At 67.3% G+C, this 17,096-nt stretch carries 17 protein-coding genes; 8 read left to right on the top strand and 9 right to left on the bottom strand.

The annotated features are described in order from the left end of the window. Nucleotides 1-6 precede the first annotated feature (6 nt). Together ACIA5H_RS18665 and ACIA5H_RS18660 are read left to right on the top strand one after the other, a co-directional pair. Nucleotides 7-714, top strand: coding sequence for an allophanate hydrolase subunit 1 (locus ACIA5H_RS18665; protein ID WP_397076909.1), 708 nt, complete (start codon nucleotides 7-9; stop codon nucleotides 712-714). Further along, on the top strand, nucleotides 711-1,568 hold the full coding sequence (locus tag ACIA5H_RS18660; RefSeq protein ID WP_355078841.1) for a biotin-dependent carboxyltransferase family protein: 858 nt from the start codon (nucleotides 711-713) through the stop codon (nucleotides 1,566-1,568). The genes ACIA5H_RS18665 and ACIA5H_RS18660 overlap by 4 nt, the downstream gene beginning before the upstream one ends. Here the strand turns inward: ACIA5H_RS18660 and ACIA5H_RS18655 are convergent. Beyond that, nucleotides 1,538-3,223 carry a DUF4185 domain-containing protein gene (locus tag ACIA5H_RS18655; protein WP_397076908.1) on the bottom strand — a complete coding sequence of 562 codons (1,686 nt, stop codon included), beginning with the start codon at nucleotides 3,221-3,223 and terminating at the stop codon, nucleotides 1,538-1,540. The genes ACIA5H_RS18660 and ACIA5H_RS18655 overlap by 31 nt on opposite strands. Before the next feature lie 243 nt (nucleotides 3,224-3,466). Between ACIA5H_RS18655 and ACIA5H_RS18650 the strand changes: the two genes are divergently transcribed. After that, on the top strand, nucleotides 3,467-3,937 hold the full coding sequence (locus ACIA5H_RS18650) for a hypothetical protein (protein WP_397076907.1): 471 nt from the start codon (nucleotides 3,467-3,469) through the stop codon (nucleotides 3,935-3,937). On the opposite strand, the gene ACIA5H_RS18645 is transcribed toward ACIA5H_RS18650, so the two are convergent. Next, complete coding sequence (locus ACIA5H_RS18645; protein ID WP_397076906.1) at nucleotides 3,930-5,279, bottom strand: MFS transporter; 1,350 nt, start codon at nucleotides 5,277-5,279, stop codon at nucleotides 3,930-3,932. The two genes, ACIA5H_RS18650 and ACIA5H_RS18645, sit on opposite strands and share 8 nt — an antisense overlap. A gap of 62 nt (nucleotides 5,280-5,341) precedes the next feature. Further along, complete coding sequence (locus ACIA5H_RS18640; RefSeq protein WP_397076905.1) at nucleotides 5,342-5,806, bottom strand: NUDIX domain-containing protein; 465 nt, start codon at nucleotides 5,804-5,806, stop codon at nucleotides 5,342-5,344. 235 nt (nucleotides 5,807-6,041) lie between these two features. On the opposite strand from ACIA5H_RS18640, the gene ACIA5H_RS18635 reads away from it, so the two are divergent. After that, a complete protein-coding gene (locus ACIA5H_RS18635; RefSeq protein ID WP_355078967.1) occupies nucleotides 6,042-6,830 on the top strand; it encodes a pirin family protein in 789 nt (262 codons plus the stop codon). Nucleotides 6,831-6,943: 113 nt separating this feature from the next. Beyond that, nucleotides 6,944-7,447, top strand: a complete 504-nt coding sequence (locus ACIA5H_RS18630) for a DUF4190 domain-containing protein (RefSeq protein ID WP_356963215.1) — start codon at nucleotides 6,944-6,946, stop codon at nucleotides 7,445-7,447. Here the strand turns inward: ACIA5H_RS18630 and ACIA5H_RS18625 are convergent. Beyond that, entirely contained in the window at nucleotides 7,416-7,940 is a 525-nt protein-coding gene (locus ACIA5H_RS18625) for a hypothetical protein (RefSeq protein WP_397076904.1), read from the bottom strand. The genes ACIA5H_RS18630 and ACIA5H_RS18625 overlap by 32 nt on opposite strands. A 134-nt stretch (nucleotides 7,941-8,074) precedes the next feature. Between ACIA5H_RS18625 and ACIA5H_RS18620 the strand changes: the two genes are divergently transcribed. From ACIA5H_RS18620 to ACIA5H_RS18610, 3 genes are all read left to right on the top strand, one after another. Continuing rightward, nucleotides 8,075-8,926, top strand: a complete 852-nt coding sequence (locus ACIA5H_RS18620; protein ID WP_355078847.1) for a Scr1 family TA system antitoxin-like transcriptional regulator — start codon at nucleotides 8,075-8,077, stop codon at nucleotides 8,924-8,926. Nucleotides 8,927-8,936: 10 nt separating this feature from the next. Continuing rightward, nucleotides 8,937-9,311, top strand: a complete 375-nt coding sequence (locus ACIA5H_RS18615; RefSeq protein WP_397076903.1) for a DUF397 domain-containing protein — start codon at nucleotides 8,937-8,939, stop codon at nucleotides 9,309-9,311. Nucleotides 9,312-9,433: 122 nt separating this feature from the next. Beyond that, the gene (locus ACIA5H_RS18610) at nucleotides 9,434-11,452 is read left to right on the top strand and encodes a M13 family metallopeptidase (RefSeq protein WP_397076902.1); all 2,019 of its coding nucleotides are present in this window, start codon (nucleotides 9,434-9,436) and stop codon (nucleotides 11,450-11,452) included. Between the two features lie 49 nt (nucleotides 11,453-11,501). Here ACIA5H_RS18610 and ACIA5H_RS18605 read toward each other — a convergent pair whose 3' ends face one another. The 5 genes from ACIA5H_RS18605 to ACIA5H_RS18585 all read right to left on the bottom strand — a co-directional run bounded on the left by ACIA5H_RS18605 (nucleotide 11,502) and on the right by ACIA5H_RS18585 (nucleotide 16,820). After that, nucleotides 11,502-12,584: an ABC transporter ATP-binding protein gene (locus ACIA5H_RS18605; protein ID WP_397076901.1), complete on the bottom strand. Its 1,083-nt coding sequence runs from the start codon at nucleotides 12,582-12,584 to the stop codon at nucleotides 11,502-11,504. A gap of 26 nt (nucleotides 12,585-12,610) precedes the next feature. Continuing rightward, entirely contained in the window at nucleotides 12,611-13,939 is a 1,329-nt protein-coding gene (locus ACIA5H_RS18600) for an ABC transporter substrate-binding protein (RefSeq protein ID WP_397076900.1), read from the bottom strand. Between the two features lie 19 nt (nucleotides 13,940-13,958). Continuing rightward, complete coding sequence (locus ACIA5H_RS18595) at nucleotides 13,959-14,750, bottom strand: carbohydrate ABC transporter permease (RefSeq protein WP_355078969.1); 792 nt, start codon at nucleotides 14,748-14,750, stop codon at nucleotides 13,959-13,961. Nucleotides 14,751-14,821: 71 nt separating this feature from the next. Continuing rightward, entirely contained in the window at nucleotides 14,822-15,751 is a 930-nt protein-coding gene (locus tag ACIA5H_RS18590) for a sugar ABC transporter permease (protein WP_356963207.1), read from the bottom strand. A 166-nt stretch (nucleotides 15,752-15,917) separates the two neighbouring features. Continuing rightward, nucleotides 15,918-16,820, bottom strand: coding sequence for a L,D-transpeptidase (locus ACIA5H_RS18585; RefSeq protein WP_379249588.1), 903 nt, complete (start codon nucleotides 16,818-16,820; stop codon nucleotides 15,918-15,920). Nucleotides 16,821-17,096 lie beyond the last annotated feature (276 nt).

The following is a 17,096-nucleotide window of genomic DNA, read 5'->3' as shown; positions in this document are numbered from 1 at the left end:
CGCGAGATGAAGACCACGGGCGCGGTGACGCACGCGCAGCGGAAGGCGACCGAGGAAGCGATCCGGTCGGCGGGTGATCGGGCGTTGCTGATCACTCCCCCTCGGCGAGACACGGTGGTGGAGCTCGTCACCGCGCTGCGGGAGCGTCCGATACCCGGCGTGCAGGATTTCCTTCCGGCCGCGGAAACCGTACTTCTGACGCTCGATTCACCGCGCGCCGCGGAAGCGGTCCACCGGTCGCTGACCACGCTCTTGGTCACCTTGAACGCCGAGCGGTCGGCCGCTGTTTCCCGTGGAACATCGGCCGATAAAGCTCTCCGCGTCGAACCGGTGTCGATTCCGGTGCGCTACGACGGCGCCGACCTCGACGACGTGGCCAGGATGCTGGACGTCACGACCGCGGAAGTGATCGCCGCGCACACCGGGACGGTGTGGCGGTGTGCTTTCGTCGGATTCGCGCCGGGCTTCGGCTACCTGGAATCGCCTGACGGACGGTTGTCCGTCGCGCGCAGAGCGCAGGCGCGTACATCGATTCCGGCGGGCGCCGTCGCCCTTGCCGGTGGATACAGTGCGGTGTACCCGCGGAGCACGCCCGGTGGGTGGCAGCTGATCGGGACCACCGACCTCAGGATGTGGGATGTCGAGCGCGACCCGCCCGCGTTGATCCGCGCGGGCGCCACGGTTCGATTCCTCGACGCGAGGGACGGCGGATGATCGTCGTCGAAGCGGTCGGTCCGCTGGCGACCATCCAGGATCTCGGGCGGCCGGGCTGGTTCGATTCCGGTGTCGGGCCCGCGGGGGCGGCGGATCGCGGGTCGCTGCGACTGGCCAATCGATTGGTCGGCAACCCGGAGGGGCATGCGGCGATCGAAGTGCTGCTCGGTGGCCTCGCGCTGCACGCCGAAGAGCACGTCATGCTGGCGGTGACGGGTGCTCCGGCCCCCGCTACCGTCGACGGCAGGCCCGTTGGTCACGCGAGCGTGTTGGAACTCGAACCGGGACAGGCGCTGCGGCTGGGCTACGCGTCGGTCGGGCTCCGCAGCTATGTCGCGGTGCGCGGCGGCATCGACGTGCCGGAGACGCTCGGTTCTCGTAGCCGCGACACCATGTCTGGTTTGGGGCCGGAACCGCTGCGGAAAGGTGATCGCCTCCCGGTCGGATCTTCTCCGCACACGATCCCGGTCGTGGACTTCGCCCCTGTCGCCGAGTTACCCGCGGACGTCGTCACCGTGCGCGCTGTGCTCGGTCCGCGCGACGACTGGTTCGCCGACGCCACGGCCTTGTTCGCGGGCGAGTGGGAGATCTCCCCCGACACCGACCGGATCGGCGCCCGATTGGAACGTCGCACCGGCCCGGCGCTGACCAGGAAGGTCACTCGCGAACTGCCGACCGAAGGCATGGCGCTCGGCTCGATCCAGGTGCCGCCGAGCGGACAACCGGTCGTCTTCCTGGCCGATCACCCGGTCACCGGCGGGTATCCGGTGGTCGCGGTGGTCGTCGACGCCGATGTCGACGCCATCGCGCAGACGCGGCCCGGTCAACCCGTGCGGTTCGTGCGGGCGGGCTGACCCCGGTTCGCTCCCGGCTGGAGCCGGGCGTGCATCAGGTACACGTTGTAGCTGTCCCACGCCGAGAGCATGAAGTACAGGTCCTCGCCGGTCGACCACGGATGGATGAACCCGCCGTAGGACTTCGGGTAGTCGGCGGTGGACACCAGCGGGATCGCGTCCGTCCACGCACCCTGCGGGCTCGCCGCGGTACGCAGCACGATCGCGCCCCGGGCCGAATCCAGGTACACCATCTGCCACTGCTCGGTCTTCCGGTCGTAGCGCACCGAGAGCTCGCTGGCGATGCCGAGCACCAACGGGGTGGCCTCGTTCTCGGCGGCGGGCGCCCAGGTGCCGCCCACCCAATACTGATACGCGGACTTGTTCAGCACCTGGTGCTTCGGCACACGCGCCAGCGCGATCGTGCCGATGCGTCCGTTGGGTGTGCCGAACATGTAGACGTAATCGCCCTGCGGCACCATCGCCGCGACCTGGAACTTGCCGAGCCCGAACAGGTTCTCCCACTTGGCGTGCTGGTCTTTCTTCCAGGTGCGCCCGCGGTCGTCGGAATAGGCGAGGCCGCCGTAGTTGGTCCACCACAGACCCGGTATGCGGCTCCATCTGTTCACCGACATGTAGCTGAGGTACTGCCGATTCCCGATGGCGAACCCGGAGGTCGGGATGGTGGTGGTCTCCCAGTTCTTGATCTTGCGGCTGCCCAGGATCTCAGCGGCGTGGCAGCGGCTGTCCTGCGCGAAGGTGTCCAGCGTCAGGCCGTCGGACAGATCGCGGTCGGTGCTGAAACCGATGACGTTGCTGCGCCAGTCCTGGTCGTCGTTGCCCGCGCCGCCGACACCCCAGCCCTTGCCGAAGGTGTCGCCGAAAACGACGGCGATCTCGCCGGGCGTCGTCTCCCACATGAGGCCGAGATCGGTGCCGTCGACCTGCCAGCGCATGTCGGTGCGGTTCTCCGAGCCGTGTCCGGTCACCTGGCCGACCAGCTGGACCGACTCGACCGTCGGCGCGGCCACCGGAGCCGCGAGCGGGCCGGGTTCGGCCGGATGTACCACCTGTGGCGGGGCCGGCTGTGGCTCCTCACCGGGCCCGCCGGGAACCGGGACCGGAATAGGCTCGGTCTCCGGCTTGAATTCGATGCGCGGCAGTTTGACCGGCGATCCGGAACCGGAGGAAGAACCGGAGTCATCGTTCGAACCGGAGCCGGAACCGCTGCCCGAACCGGATCCGGATGACGAGCCGGAGGAGCCGGGTTTCTCGTCGGTGCCCGTCTCGGGCGTCGGGCTGGGATCGGGATCGGGCTCGGGATGTGCGGGGTAATCCCTGATGTCCGGGCACGGGTTTTCACACGGATTCTCCGGCAGCGGGTCCGGGAAGATCCGTGTGTTGTCGTGCGGTGGGTCGGGCACGGGGACCGGAGTGAGTTCCGGGATCGGGACGGGAATGTCGATCTGCGGCGGCAGCGGTGGCGGCGGAGGCTGCGCGGGATCGGGTTCGCGGTTGAGCGGGTCGAAACCGACTTCACCGCAACTGTTGACCGGCGGCGGCGCCCACGGAAACGGTGCGGCCTGCGCGGTGGGCGTCGGTACGGTGAGGACGCCGGCGAGCAGTGCGCCGAACAAGGCGGGTACACAAGGCGATTTGCTTCCGGATGCGCGCATCAGGGTCGGCCCGGCCGCGCTCGTCAGGCGATCGGATGTCCGGTGGCGGACCGAGCCTCCCACGCGCTCAGCAGTTCTCGTACCGCATCGGGGTCTTGCACCGGAGAACCCATGTCGTGTTGTCTCCTGTCGGTCGGCTGCTGACGAGCCAACTTACCGGAACAACCGCTGGAAACGGGGACGGCGAATCGAAAAAGACCCGCGCAATGGAACCGGCGCCGGGCCGCGTGCGTCCAAGGACATATGAACGAGATCGAGTACGTGTTCGGCACCGGTGACGGAGTCGTGCACGTCTGGACGAGCGAGGCCGACCTGGAACTCGGCGACACGGGCGCGGCCGACGCGGTGCGGCTGGACTTCGACGGAGACGGCATCGCCGATGACGCGCTGTGGGATTCGGCTGGTTCGGGCCGCGCCGATATCGCCGCGCTGGATCTGGACGACGACGGCGTGCTCGACCATTTCTTCACCGATCCCACCGGCTTCGGCACGTGGAACCATCAGATCACCGGCCTACCCGGCGATACGGCGAGCGAGCCGCTGGACTGGAGCGTGCGCACGGACACGGAGGCGCCGGATCGTCTGCTCGGCGAAGCACGACTATCGGATTCGCGGCGGGAGGCCGATCGTTCGGAGGCCGACGCGTTGCCCGAGCACCTCGCACACCTGAACCGCGACCGGCGCGACCCGGGCGACGATCCGCTGCTCAGCTGACCGCGCGGCGGCGCGTGTTCAGCGCGATGGCCACGATCCCCGCGGCGTAGATGGCGGCGCCGGCCAGCACCACGATCGCCGATCGGCCGTCGTTCGGAATGATCAGGGCCGCGATCACGATCGCCAGCACGAACGCGACATTGAACACCGTGTCCTGCAACGCGAACACCTGGCCGCGGCGGGCGTCGTCGATGTCTATCTGCATGGTCGCGTCACCGGTCAGCTTGATCGTCTGCCCGGCGAGTCCCAGCAGGAACGCACCGATCAAGAGGAGTTCGTGCGCACGCTCCACCGCGGCGCCCGAGTCGGCGAACGCGATCGGCGTGACCAGCGTGAGTTGCACCAGCATCGCGGTGATCAGACCGGCCACCACAGTGCGCGCGCGGCCCAGCCGCGGAATGAGCAGCGGCGCGACGACGGCGGCCACCAGCATGCCCGCAGCGGTGGCGGCGATCGTGACGCCGAAACCGACCAGGCCACCACTGAGCCCGGAGCCGTCCACCGGGGTCTGGCGCAGCACCAGCACCATGATCAGCGTATTCATGCCGAAGACGATCCGGTGGGTGCCGATGCCCAGCATCGCCGTCGTGACCGCTTTCGATTCCCACACCGCCGTGGCCCCGGTACGCAGACCGGTAGCGATCGCGTGCACGGTGTTGTCGCCCTTCGCCGCGCCGGGCGCCGGGCCGAGCACGCGCGGCCGGAACCCCGCCGCCAGCGCCGCGCCCAGCAGCGACCCGATACCGCTGATCGCCACCGCGACCGCCGAGGCGAAGTCTCCCGCCCCGATCAGTCCGATCACACCCACTGCGACGGCCGCACCCGCACCAGCGCACCCGGAGGCCACTGTGGCCAGCACCGAGTTCATCGGCACCAGCCACGCCTGCGGCAGCACGCGCGGCAGCGCGGCCGAGACGCCCGCGAGCACGAATCGGCTGACGCCCACCACCGCCAAAGCCAGCAACAGCAGCGGCGTCTCGCCGGCCCCGGCCAGCAGCCCTGCGCCGACCAGCGCGATCAGCACCGCGCGCAGCACGTTGGCGACCAGCAGCACGGTGCGCCGGTCCCAGCGATCCAGCAGTGCGCCCGCGTACGGCCCGATCAGCGAATACGGCAGCAGCAGCACCGCGAAGCCCGCCGCGATGGCCAGCGGATCGGTCTGCCGTTCGGGGTTGAACAGAATCGCGCCGGACAGGGCCGCCTGGAACATCCCGTCGCCGAATTGCCCTGCGAAACGCACCACGGCCAGCCGCGACACGCCCGGGCTCTGCCGGAGTGTTGCGCGCAGTCCACCCGGCCGTTGCTCTGCGGGAGTGAGGCCTTCGGCGTGACCAGTCGACACGTTCGCGAGCGTACTGTGTTCGCCGACCACGCCGCACCACGCGCGTCGGCGCCGACAGCGTCTCAGACCCGGTCGACCAGCGTGCTCACCGTCGCGCGCATGTCCGGCGCCATCGGCAGCTCGTCGAGCGTGCCCGCGTCGATCCAGGCGAACGCGTCGTGCTCGCCCGGCGCGAGGGCGACATCGCCGGGTTCCGCCTCCACGACGAAGCTGTATTTCCGCACTTTCGACTTGGTACGGGTGGCGTAATCGAATCCACCGAGGAAGTCGAGGACCGCGCGCACCCGCAGCCCTGTTTCCTCCAGCAATTCTCGTTCGACGCACTCGGCGAATGTCTCGCCGGTTTCGACGCCACCGCCGGGCAGTTCGTACATACCGCCGTGATAGTCGTCGGCGACGCGGCGCACCACCAGAAGCCTGCCTTCGCGGAACACCGCGACGCCGACCACGAAATGCGCGATGCCATCCCGGTGTGCTTCGCTGCGGAGTTGCTGTTCGATCAGGGCGAGGTCATCGGGGTCCAGCACGTCGCTACCTCCGGTTGTCGTTGTGACGCTTGGCAATCGGGGCCGGGCCGGGATATCCGACGAGGTGGCCCGACGTTTCGACGTACCGGTTGGTTCTGCTCGCCTGCCGTTCACCTTCCGGTCGCTCGCGTAAAATGCCGAGTGCGGCACAATTTACTAGGAATGCGGAGTACCGCGGCGGATGTGCTCCTACCCTGAATGGCGATCGGTGCACGGTCCCGAGAGGAGGACCATGATGTCCACACTCACGACACCACACATCGATGTCCACCGTGGCGGCGACCGCATGAAGACGCGGGTCTCCTGGCTGGATTCGAAGCATTCGTTCTCCTTCGGGGAACATTACGATCCCGACAACACCCACCACGGCTTGCTGCTGGTCAACAACGAGGACATCGTGTCCCCCGGGCAGGGATTCGACACCCACCCGCATCGGGACATGGAGATCGTCACCTGGGTGCTCGGTGGCAGCCTGGTGCATCAGGATTCCCTCGGCCACAGCGGTGTCATCTACCCGGGCCTGGCCCAGCGCATGAGCGCGGGCACCGGCATCCTGCATTCGGAGAAGAACGACTCGTGGCGTCTGGACGGCCGCATTCCCGAACACGAGCAGCCGGTGCATTTCGTGCAGATGTGGGTGGTGCCCGACGAGCCCGGGCTGACCCCGGGCTACGAGCAGCTCGAAATCGACGACGAGCTCGCGGGAGGCGGTCTGGTCACGGTCGCCTCGGGTCTGCCCCGCTACCGCGATCGCACCGCGATCGCCATCAACAGCAGCCATTCGGCGCTGCACGTGGCGCGCATGACGAGCGCGGAGCCGGGCGCCGAGCAAGTGATCGACCTACCCGATGCGCCGTACCTGCACTTGTTCGTAGCGCGCGGCGAGGTGGACATGGAGGGGGTCGGCCCGTTGTATAAGGGGGACGCGGTGCGTTTGACCAGGTCAGGCGGCCAACGCGTGGTGGCGCGGCAGCCGTCGGAAGTTCTGATCTGGGAGATGCACGCGCGGCTCGGCGCCCAGTAGCCGGTTCGCATTAACATCCGTCCTCGGGAAGCGCGATCAGTAGGCGACCGCCGCGCACCCCGGACCACCTCGTCCGGACCGAGCATCGCGAGGCACCGACGGAGAGGAAGTCCATGTCGCAATATCCGCCCCCGCCGCCCGGTCAGTACCCGCCGCCGGGGCAATACCCGCAGCCGCCGGGCGGCCAGTATCCGGGCCGGCCCGACTACTGGCAGGAATCGCCGAAGGGCCGTGGCCTGGCGATCACCGCGCTGGTGCTCGGCATCCTCGCATTGCTGTTCTTCTGGACGATCATCGGCGGCTATCTCTGCGGCATCTTCGCGGTCATCCTGGGCATCGTGGCGGTGTTCAAGGCCCGCGCGGGCACCGCGGGGGGTATGGGCATGGCGATCACCGGCATCGTCCTCGGCGCGCTCGGCATCGTCGGCGCCGTGCTGCTCACCGTCGTGGGTTACAACTTCTTCATCAACTCGGGCGGCAAGGACTTCGTGGACTGCGTGAACAAAGCGAACAACGATCAGTCCAAGATCGAGCAGTGCGAGCGCGAGTGGAATCAGAAGCTGCAGGACAAGTACAGCGTCACCCTCACTCCGCCACCCGCGCCGACGCCCCGGTAGCCGAGGCGCACGCCCGGGTCGCGGCGATCACCTCGGCGAAGTCGCGGCGAAAGTCGCCGTCCGGCGCCACGACCCAGGTTCGGTAGCCGCCGTGCTCGTCGGCGGGCGAAGGCAGCACGATGTGGCTGCCCGGCAGTGCGATCGACGCGCAGATCCGGAAGAGGTCGGCGAACAGCCCGGTGTCCAGATACGAGTTGTCGGTGGGGCCGGTCAGGAAGGTCCAGCGGCACGCGCGTGGATGCGCGATGACCGGGCCGGGCCGAGGTTCGGGACCGGCGGCGAGCCGCTCGAGCACCCGGCGGCCGAACTCCGCGGGCATCACGACCGCTCCGACCGAGCCGACTTCCAGCATGATGCGACCAAGGATCGGGTCCACGAGTCCGTACAGTCCGTGGTCGCCGCGATAGCGACGGCAGCGAGCGAACGCGTCCTGGATCGACGGGAAATCCGTGGACGCGAGATGCCTGCCCGATTCGATGCGCGATATACCCATGACGAACAACCTCGCCTCGCAGTGGTGGGACGCGTGCTCGGAAGAATCGATCGCTGTCTCGACCCTAGTCGCGGGCAAGATGCTTGACAATAGTCACCGCCCCGCGCGTCCGAGTCGGCGTAGCATCCCGACACATGGCACCCGTCTCGCCTACCGTTGCCCGCTGGGAGCTGGTGCTGCGGCTGCGTGAACTGCGGGAACAGCGCGGGTTCGACTCGGCGGGTTTCGCCAGACAGGTGGGCTTCACCCCGGCCAACTGGTCGCACGTGGAGAAGGGCAGGCGGGTACTGACCACCAAGACCATCGGTCCGGTGCTCGAACTGCTCGACGTGGAAGCCGAGGAGCGCGTGGAATTGCTGGCCCTGCTGGAGGCCAGCAAGCAGCGTGGCTGGTGGGCGAAGTCCTCGGCATTGATCGGACCCGAGCTGCAACGGCTGTACGGCATGGAATCCGGCGCGCAGAGCATCCGCAGCTACGACAGCCTCGTCGTGCCGGGTCTGTTGCAGACCGAGGACTACGCTCGCGCGCTGATCAGCGCCGACGTGATGATCCGGCCGGTCCAGGTCGAGCAGCTGGTGGCGATCCGGATGCGGCGCCAGGAGCGGCTGCGCGGCGCGGACCCGGTGGAACTCACCGCGGTCTTCGGCGAGGGCACGCTGCTACAGCAGACCGGAGGTCCGGACGTGCTGCGCGGACAGTTGGACTATCTGGCCGACTTGATCGAGGAACTCGACACCGTCGAGGTGCGCGTGATCCCGTTCGCGGCCACCGCGGGCGCGGTGCTCGGCGGATCCAGTTTCCACCTCATCGACTTCGCGGGCGAGCAGCTGCCGACCTTCGGCTGGGTGGAGAGCGCGGTGTTCGGCGGGGCCGTCGAGGACCCGGATCTGGTCCGCGATCTACGCTTCGCCTACCTGCGCGCGGTGGACCAATCCCTGTCGAGAGTGGAGTCATTGGCCCTGATCAGGCGCTATTCCCGCGTGTAAAATCCTGCCCATGGCCATCACCGCACGGCCGGTACGCACCGGCTGGTTCACATCGACCAGATCGAACAATGGCAATCAATGCGTCGAGGTCCGGTTCGATGGTGATGCGGTGCTCATCCGTGACAGCAAATATCGCCGCGACCCGGCAAACCGCCATGCCGAAGAGCCCGTCATCACCGTCACCGCAGCCGAATGGACCGCGTTCCTCGACGCGGTACGCATCCGCGGGCGATCGGATGGCGAATTGAGCGCGCACCCCGCCGCCGACGGCCACACCACACTGCGCCACGGCGAAGTCACCCTCACCTACACACCGGAGGAGTGGGACGCCTTCCTGCTGGGCGCGCACGACGGCGAATTCGATTGTGTCGTCTTGCCCGCCTGACTTCACATAGGACCCGCACGCTCCGCGCGTTCCCCGCATCGACGTGGGCGAACAGACCAGGAAAGACGGTTCGAGGTCGTCGCGCACGGCCGACGCGCGCGCTTGTCGGCATACTGGACACCGTGACTTCCGAACTGACCCGTCCTTCCGGTATCGATCTGTCCTACCTCGACGAGGACGTGCGGGTGCAGGACGACTTGTTCGCGCACGTCAACGGCAAATGGCTGGCAGACCACCAGATCCCCGCCGACCGGGCCGTGGACGGCGCCTTCCGCGCGCTGTACGACCAGGCGGAGCTGGACGTCCAGGCAATCATCCAGAATGCCGCGGCGACCGACGCCGAACCGGGCAGCGAGACCCGCAAGATCGGTGACCTCTACTCCAGCTTCATGGACACCGACGCGGTGGCCGCCGCCGGGCTCGCGCCGATCGCCGCCGAACTCGCCGCGATCGCGGAGGTCGGCGACAAGGGTACTTTCGCTTCGCTGCTCGGCCGGTTGCAGCGCACCGGCGTCGGGGGCGCCGTCGCCGTTTTCGTCGACACCGACGACAAGGACTCCAACCGCTATCTGGCCCACGCCACCCAGTCCGGCATCGGCCTGCCCGACGAGTCGTACTACCGGCAGGACGAGTTCGCCGAGATCCGCGCGAAGTACATCGCGCACATCGACCGCATGTTCGCCCTGGCCGCCGCCGACCCGCAGGTCGCCGGACTGCTCCCGGACGAACTCGACACCGTCGGCGCACGGGTCTTCGAGCTGGAGCGGAAACTGGCCGCCGGGCACTGGGATGTGGTGCGCCGCAGAGACGCCGAACTCAGGTACAACCTGACCACCTTCGACGCGCTGGCCGCGGACAACCCCGAGTTCGACTGGTCCGCGTGGACGGCCGCGCTGGCCGAGGGCGTCGACGCGGCAGGAGCCGAGCTGTTCGCCGAGGTGGTGGTCCGCCAGCCGGACTACCTGCGCGCGTTCGCGCGGCTGTGGGCCGACGAGCCGCTCGCCGACTGGCAGGCGTGGGCGGCTTGGCGGGTGCTCCGTGCGCGGGCGCCGTATTTGACCGACGCGGTGGTCGAGGAGAACTTCGACTTCTACGGCCGCACGCTCACGGGCGCGGAGGAGAACCGGGAGCGCTGGAAGCGCGGCGTCGGGCTGGTGCAAGACCTGCTCGGCGAGGCGGTCGGCAAGATCTATGTGGCCGAACATTTTCCGCCGCAGGCCAAGGCCCGCATGGTCGAGCTGGTGGCCAATCTGCGGGAGGCCTACCGCCGCAATATCGCCGAGCTGGAGTGGATGGGTCAGGGCACCCGGATCGCCGCGCTGGCGAAGCTGGAGAAGTTCACCCCGAAGATCGGCTATCCGGACAAGTGGCGGGACTACTCGGGCGTGGTGATCGATCCGGCCGATCTGGTCGGCAACTACCGCAGGGGCTACGCGGCCGAACACGATCGGGATCTGAACAAGCTCGGCGGTCCGGTCGACCGCGACGAATGGTTCATGACCCCGCAGACGGTGAACGCCTACTACAACCCGGGCATGAACGAGATCGTCTTCCCGGCCGCCATCCTCCAGCCGCCGTTCTTCGACATGAATGCCGACGACGCGGCCAACTACGGCGGCATCGGCGCGGTGATCGGTCACGAGATCGGGCACGGCTTCGACGACCAAGGCGCGAAGTACGACGGCGACGGCAACATGGTGGATTGGTGGACCGACGAGGACCGGGCCGAATTCGGTGAGCGGACGCGAGCGCTGATCGAGCAGTACGACGTGCTCTCCCCCAAGGACCTGCCGGACGAGCACACGGTGAACGGGCAGTTCACCATCGGCGAGAACATCGGCGACCTCGGCGGTCTGTCCATCGCGCTGCAGGCGTACAAGATCTCGCTGGGCGATGCCGCGGCGCCGGAGATCGACGGGCTCACCGGCCTGCAACGGGTGTTCTACGGGTGGGCGCAGGTGTGGCGCACGAAAGCACGGACGGAGGAGGCGATCCGCCGCCTCGCCACCGACCCGCACTCGCCGGCGGAGTTCCGCTGCAATGCGGTGGTGCGCAATATCGACAGCTTCCATGAGGCGTTCGATGTCAAACCCGGCGACGCGCTGTACCTGGAACCCGCTGAGCGCGTGAAAATCTGGTAGTTCCTCGAGCCGAGGCGGTCCGACTGGACCGTCTCGGCCGCGCGAGTGGTCAGCGCAGACGGTCCTCCGTCCCTGCGTCGAAGAAGAAGACGTCCTCCGGTCTGGGCCGAAGATACAACCGGTCACCGAGCCGCACCTGGAAGCGGCGGTCGACGCGCGCGACCACCTTCCCGGAGCGGCTGTTCCAGTCCTCGGCGATGCCGTGGCTGTAGACGAACGACTCCGCGCCGAGTTCTTCCAGCAGTTCGGCGTCCACCGCCAGGCCGTCGGCGGGCTCCGCGGTGACCTCCCAGGACTCGGGCCGTACCCCGACTACCACCCGGGCGCGCGATCTCGCGGCGGGCGGCAGCGGTATTCGTAGGTCGCCGAGCACCGCCGCGCCGTCGCGCACCGGCGCTTCCAGCAGGTTCATGCCCGGTGAGCCGATGAATCCCGCCACGAAGGTATTCACCGGATCGTCGTAGAGCACGCGCGGCGCGGCGATCTGCTGCAACTTGCCTTCGCGCAGCATCGCCACCCGATCACCCATGGTCATCGCCTCTACTTGGTCGTGGGTGACGTACACCGTGGTGGTGCCGAGTCGTTTCTGCAAGGCCGCGATCTGCGAGCGCGTGCTCACCCGCAGTTTCGCGTCCAGGTTCGACAGCGGCTCGTCCATGCAGAACACCTGGGGACGCCGAACGATGGCCCGCCCCATGGCGACGCGCTGCCGCTGCCCGCCGGACAGCCGGGCGGGCTTGCGGTCGAGCAGGTGCTCGAGCTCGAGCATCTTCGCCGCCTCGCGGACGCGCACCAGCGTGTCGGCCTTGTTCATGCCGGCGTTGCGCAGGGCGAAGCCCATGTTCTGCGCGACGGTCATGTTGGGATACAGCGCGTAGCTCTGGAACACCATCGCCACGTCCCGTGCGCGCGGCGGCAATCCGGTGACGTCCTTGCCGCCGATCAGGATGCGTCCTTGGGCAACGGATTCCAGGCCCGCGAGCATGCGCAGACTGGTCGACTTGCCGCATCCCGACGGACCGACGAGCACGACGAATTCACCGTCGGCGATGTCGAGTTCGAGCTGGTCGACGGCAGGCGCCTGCGCGCCGGGATACCGGTGCGTGACGCCTTCGAACTGCACGGTGGCCATGCTTGTCGGTCTCCTCGGGACGAGCGCTACTTCGGCAGCTTCGGCGTGATCTGCCGATCGATGATCGCTTGCAGCTGACTGGTGACGTTCGCGAACACGGCGGTCACGTCGGCGTTCTGCAGACCGATCTGCTCCAAGCCGGTGCCGATGATCTGGTCGCCGCCCGGTACGAACACCCGGGCGTAGTCCTGCGACTTGGTCAACGGCAGCTGATCGATCGCGACTTTCGAGTTGGGGTTCTTCGCGAGGAAGTCCTGCTCGCTCTGGTCGTTCACGGCCGACTTGCGCACCGGCATGTAGCCCGTGCCCTGCGAGAAGTACGCGGTGTTCTGCGCGTTGGTGACGAACTCGATGAACTTCAGCGCGTTCACCTTTCGCTCGTCGGAGATGCGCGCCGGAATCGCCAGGCCCGCACCGCCGGTGGTGACGCCGGGTCCGTTCGGATGCGGGAGGAAGGCGGTGCCGAAAGTCAGCTTGCCCTCGGCGTTCTTCTGGATGCCGCGCAGGTCGCCGGTCGAGGCGATGGTGGAGGCGATCACGCCGGTGCCGAAGTCCACCGCGATCTGCGGCTTGATGCCCGCGTACCTCTTGGTGTTGATCATGTTGCGCAGGAACGTGCCCGCCGCGATGGTGCCGGGGTCGTTGAACTTCAGCGTCCACTTGTCCGAGTACGCGCCGCCGAAGGTCCAGTTCGGGCCCTGGAAGGTCCAGGCGAGATAGTTCTTGGCGTCACCCCAGCCGTGCGCGAGCTTGCCCTCGCCGACGACCTCCTGCAGCTTCGGGCCCCACTCGTCGAACTCCTGCCAGCTCTGCGGGCCGCGGTCGGGCAGGCCGGCCCGGTTCCATACGTCCTTGTTGTAGTAGAACAGCGGGGTCGAGCGGGCGTAGGGCAGTGCGTAGTGCTTGCCGTTGAACTGGTAGTCGGCGACCAGGGAGTCGACGTAATCGTCCAGCCGTACGCCCGCGTCGGCGAAGTGGCCGTCGAGCGGTTCGATGGTGCCGTTCAGCGCGTAGTTGAACCACCAGACGTCGGAGAGCACCACGATGTCCGGCAGATCCCCGCCCGACAGCGCCGCGTTGAACTTCTGCGACACCTCTTCGTAGTTCTTGCCCGCGTCGACCAGGTTAACCGTCAGGTCGGGGTACTTCTCGTGGAAGCGACGGATGAGTTCGGTCTCTAGCTCCTTCGAAGTGCCCGGGTGGTTGGACCAGAAGGTGAGCGTCTTGGCGTCGCCGGACTGTTTGCCGCCGCCTCCGGTGCCCGCGCACGCGGTCAGCGCCGCTCCCGCCGTGAGCGCGCCGGTCAGTCCGAGGAATCCGCGCCGGGTCAGCGCCGGGAACTGTGCAGTGGACACGTGGTTTCTCCTTGATCGGTTAACCCTTGACCGCACCGGAGGTGAGGCCTTTGATCATGTGGCGTTGCAGCACCAGGAAGACCACGAGGATCGGCAGCATGGTCAGCAGGGTTCCCGCCATGACCGGTCCCCAATTGGTGACGCTCGGGTTCTCGGTGTTCTGCAACAAGGTCAGGCCGACCGGCAAGGTGGCGACCGTCGTGTCGTCGGCCATCAGGAAGGGCCAGAGGTATTCATTCCATTCGTTGACCAGCGTCACCACCGCGAAGGCGACCATGGTCGGCCCGGACATCGGCAGCACCACCCTGGTGAGCAACCGCCACCAGTTCGCGCCGTCCATCCGCGCCGCCTCGATCACTTCCGAGGGCAGCGAGAGGAAGTGATTGCGCATGAGGAAGGTGCCGAAGGCGACGCCGCAGAGCGGAACGATGATGCCCTGGAACGTGTTCCGCCAGCCGAGCTGAGCGATCAGCGCGTAGTTGGAGATCACCGTGATCTGGTTGGGCACCATCAGCGCCGCGATGATCACCAGGAATACCACCGTCTTGCCCGGAAAGCGCAGGAACACCAAGCCGTACGCGCTGAATACGCCGAGCACGAACTTCACCGCGGAGACGACGCCGGTGACGATCAGCGAATTGCGCAGGAAGGTCCAGAACGGCAGCGTCGTGGTGGCCTCCCGGTAGTTCTCCGGGTGCCAGCTGTGCGGCCAGTACACGGCGGGCTGCACGTAGATGTCGGGCCTCGCCTTGAACGAGGTGATGAAGATCCAGAACAGCGGGACCCCGACGATGATCAGCACGCATGCCATCGCCGCGTAGCCGAGTAGAGTCACCGCCCGCTGCCTGCGCCGATAGGAAAGCGTCTGCACGCCCACGTCTTTCACTGCTGTCCCCGATCCATGACCCGCACCTGCACCAGCGTCACCACGAGCAGCACCAGGAACATGACGGTGGCCACGGTCGCGCCGTAGCCGGCCCGGAAATTGCGAAAGGACTCCTGGTAGACCTGGTAGACCATGGTCGTCGTGCCGGTGCCGAGCGGGCCGCCGCGGGTCATCACGTTGATGATGTCGAAGACCTGCAACGAATTCAGCAGCACCGTGATGGACAGGAAGAAGGTGGTCGGCCGCAACTGCGGCAGCAAGACCTTGGTGAACGTCGTCCAGGAGCTCGCGCCGTCGATCTGCGCGGCTTCCATCAGATCGGTCCGGATGCCTTGCAGCGCCGCCAGATAGATGACGAAGGTATAGCCGAGGTTCTTCCAGATGTAGGTCACCGTCACCATGAACAGCGCCCACCGCGGATTCTGGTAGAAGTCCGGCACGTCGTGCACGCCGAGCCGGTGCAGTGCGTCCTGGATCAGGCCGAAGCTCGGATCGAAGATGAACTGGAAAGCTACGCCGATGGCGGCGCCGGAGATGACGAACGGCGCGAAGATCGCCGAGCGGACCACGTTGCGGCCGAACAGCTTCCGATCCAGCAGCAGCGCCAGCGCCAGTCCCAGCACCATGCTGCCCGCCACCGCCGCGAGGGTGAACACCACGGTGTTGGTGACGATGTCCCAGGAATCCGGCCTGCTCCACCATTCGCGGTAGTTGTCGAAACCGACGAATGTGGCGACCGGATCGGAGATGTTCCAGTCGAACAGCGACAGCCGGATGTTGTCGATCAGCGGCCGGTAGACGAATAGCGCCAGGAGCGCGAGATTCGGCAGCACCAAGACCAGGAACAGGGCGTAGTCCCGCCAAGGACGGTGGCGCAGACCGCGTCCCGGTGGCTGCGGCAGTACTCGCTCCGGCCTGGTACGCACGGCGGTGACTCTACGGACCGGAGCAAACAGCCGGTTACGATCGCCCGCCGTCGCGCTGAACTTCTCGCGCACGGGCCAAGTAGAGCAAAAGCCGAACACTACGATCGGCTACTTCGAGCAATTGATCGTAATGTTCGGCTTCGCGCCGCTGCGGGGTTACCGCAACTTAGTTCCAGTCCCCCAGGCCGTCACTCGCGCTGAGCGTGCCGCCCTGGGTGTTCTGCACGATCACCGGGTCGCCGCGGCGCGCGTTCTCGAAGAACCACTTGGCGTCCTCGGTGCTGACGTTCAGGCAGCCGTGGCTGGCGTTGGAGACGCCCTGCTGGGCGACCGACCACGGCGCGGCGTGCACGAAGATGCCGCTGTTGGAGATGCGGGTCGCGTACTCGACCTCGAGCTTGTAGCCCTCGGGGTCGGTGACCGGAACGCCGTAGGTCGACGAGTCCATGGTCATCTTGCGCAGCTGCTCGCCGACGATGTAGGTGCCGTTCGGCGTCTCGTGCTTGGGCTTGCCCATCGAGGTGGGCATCTCCTTCACCACCTCGCCGTTGCGGGTGATGGTGATGGTGTGCGTCTCGTCGTCGGCGGTGGTCACGAAGGCGTCGCCGATGCGGAACGAGCTGGTGGTGCCGCCCGCCTGCACCTGCACGTCGGTGTTGTCCGGCCAGAACTCGTCCGGCCGCCAGCGCACCTGCTTGTCGCCGCGCCAGTAGAAGTGTCCCGGCGCGGACTTCGAGGCGGTGATCTTGATGGCCTTCTCGGCGGCGGCGTGATCGGCCACCGGTTCCTTGAAGGTGATGATGATCGGCTGCGCGACGCCGACGACCTCGCCGTCGGCGATGTTGATCGAGGGCGGAGCGAAGTTCGCCTGCGGCTCGGGCTCGGTAGCGGCGGCGGCCGAGCCGGTGCCGATCCCCGGAGGAAGCGGTTCGGCCTGAGCAGGCGCGACGAGCAGAACACCGGCTGCCGCGATCGCGGCCGACAGCAGGACGCCCTCGCGCATCCGGCGGGCTAGCCGCGCTCCCTTGCGGGGAGCAGGCGACGACCCGGTGTGCAAAGCGGCATGCATAGGTTTCTCGTCCATTCCATCTCTCGCGCGCACGCGAACGCGCGCGCGAGATTTCTTCATTTCAGCGCGGAGCCAGAAGAGCGCCCCACTGGTATCGACGGCCCGACCCGTCGTCCATTCCTACCGTCCGGACGCGCGTCGTATCCACCCGCGTTTCAGATTGATGCAGCACCAGTGCTTGTTGTGGCATGAGTCACAAACGCTCTGATTGGGTATCGAAGCGGGCAAATGTGCCGGTCACGACGGACCGGACAACCTCGGAGCGCAGTCGATCGA

This window comes from Nocardia sp. NPDC051900 (assembly GCF_044452545.1).
In the GTDB taxonomy this organism is placed as follows: Bacteria; Actinomycetota; Actinomycetes; order Mycobacteriales; family Mycobacteriaceae; genus Nocardia; species Nocardia sichangensis.
Note: the sequence above shows the minus strand (reverse complement) of the source record. Positions and strands in the feature narration are given on the sequence as shown.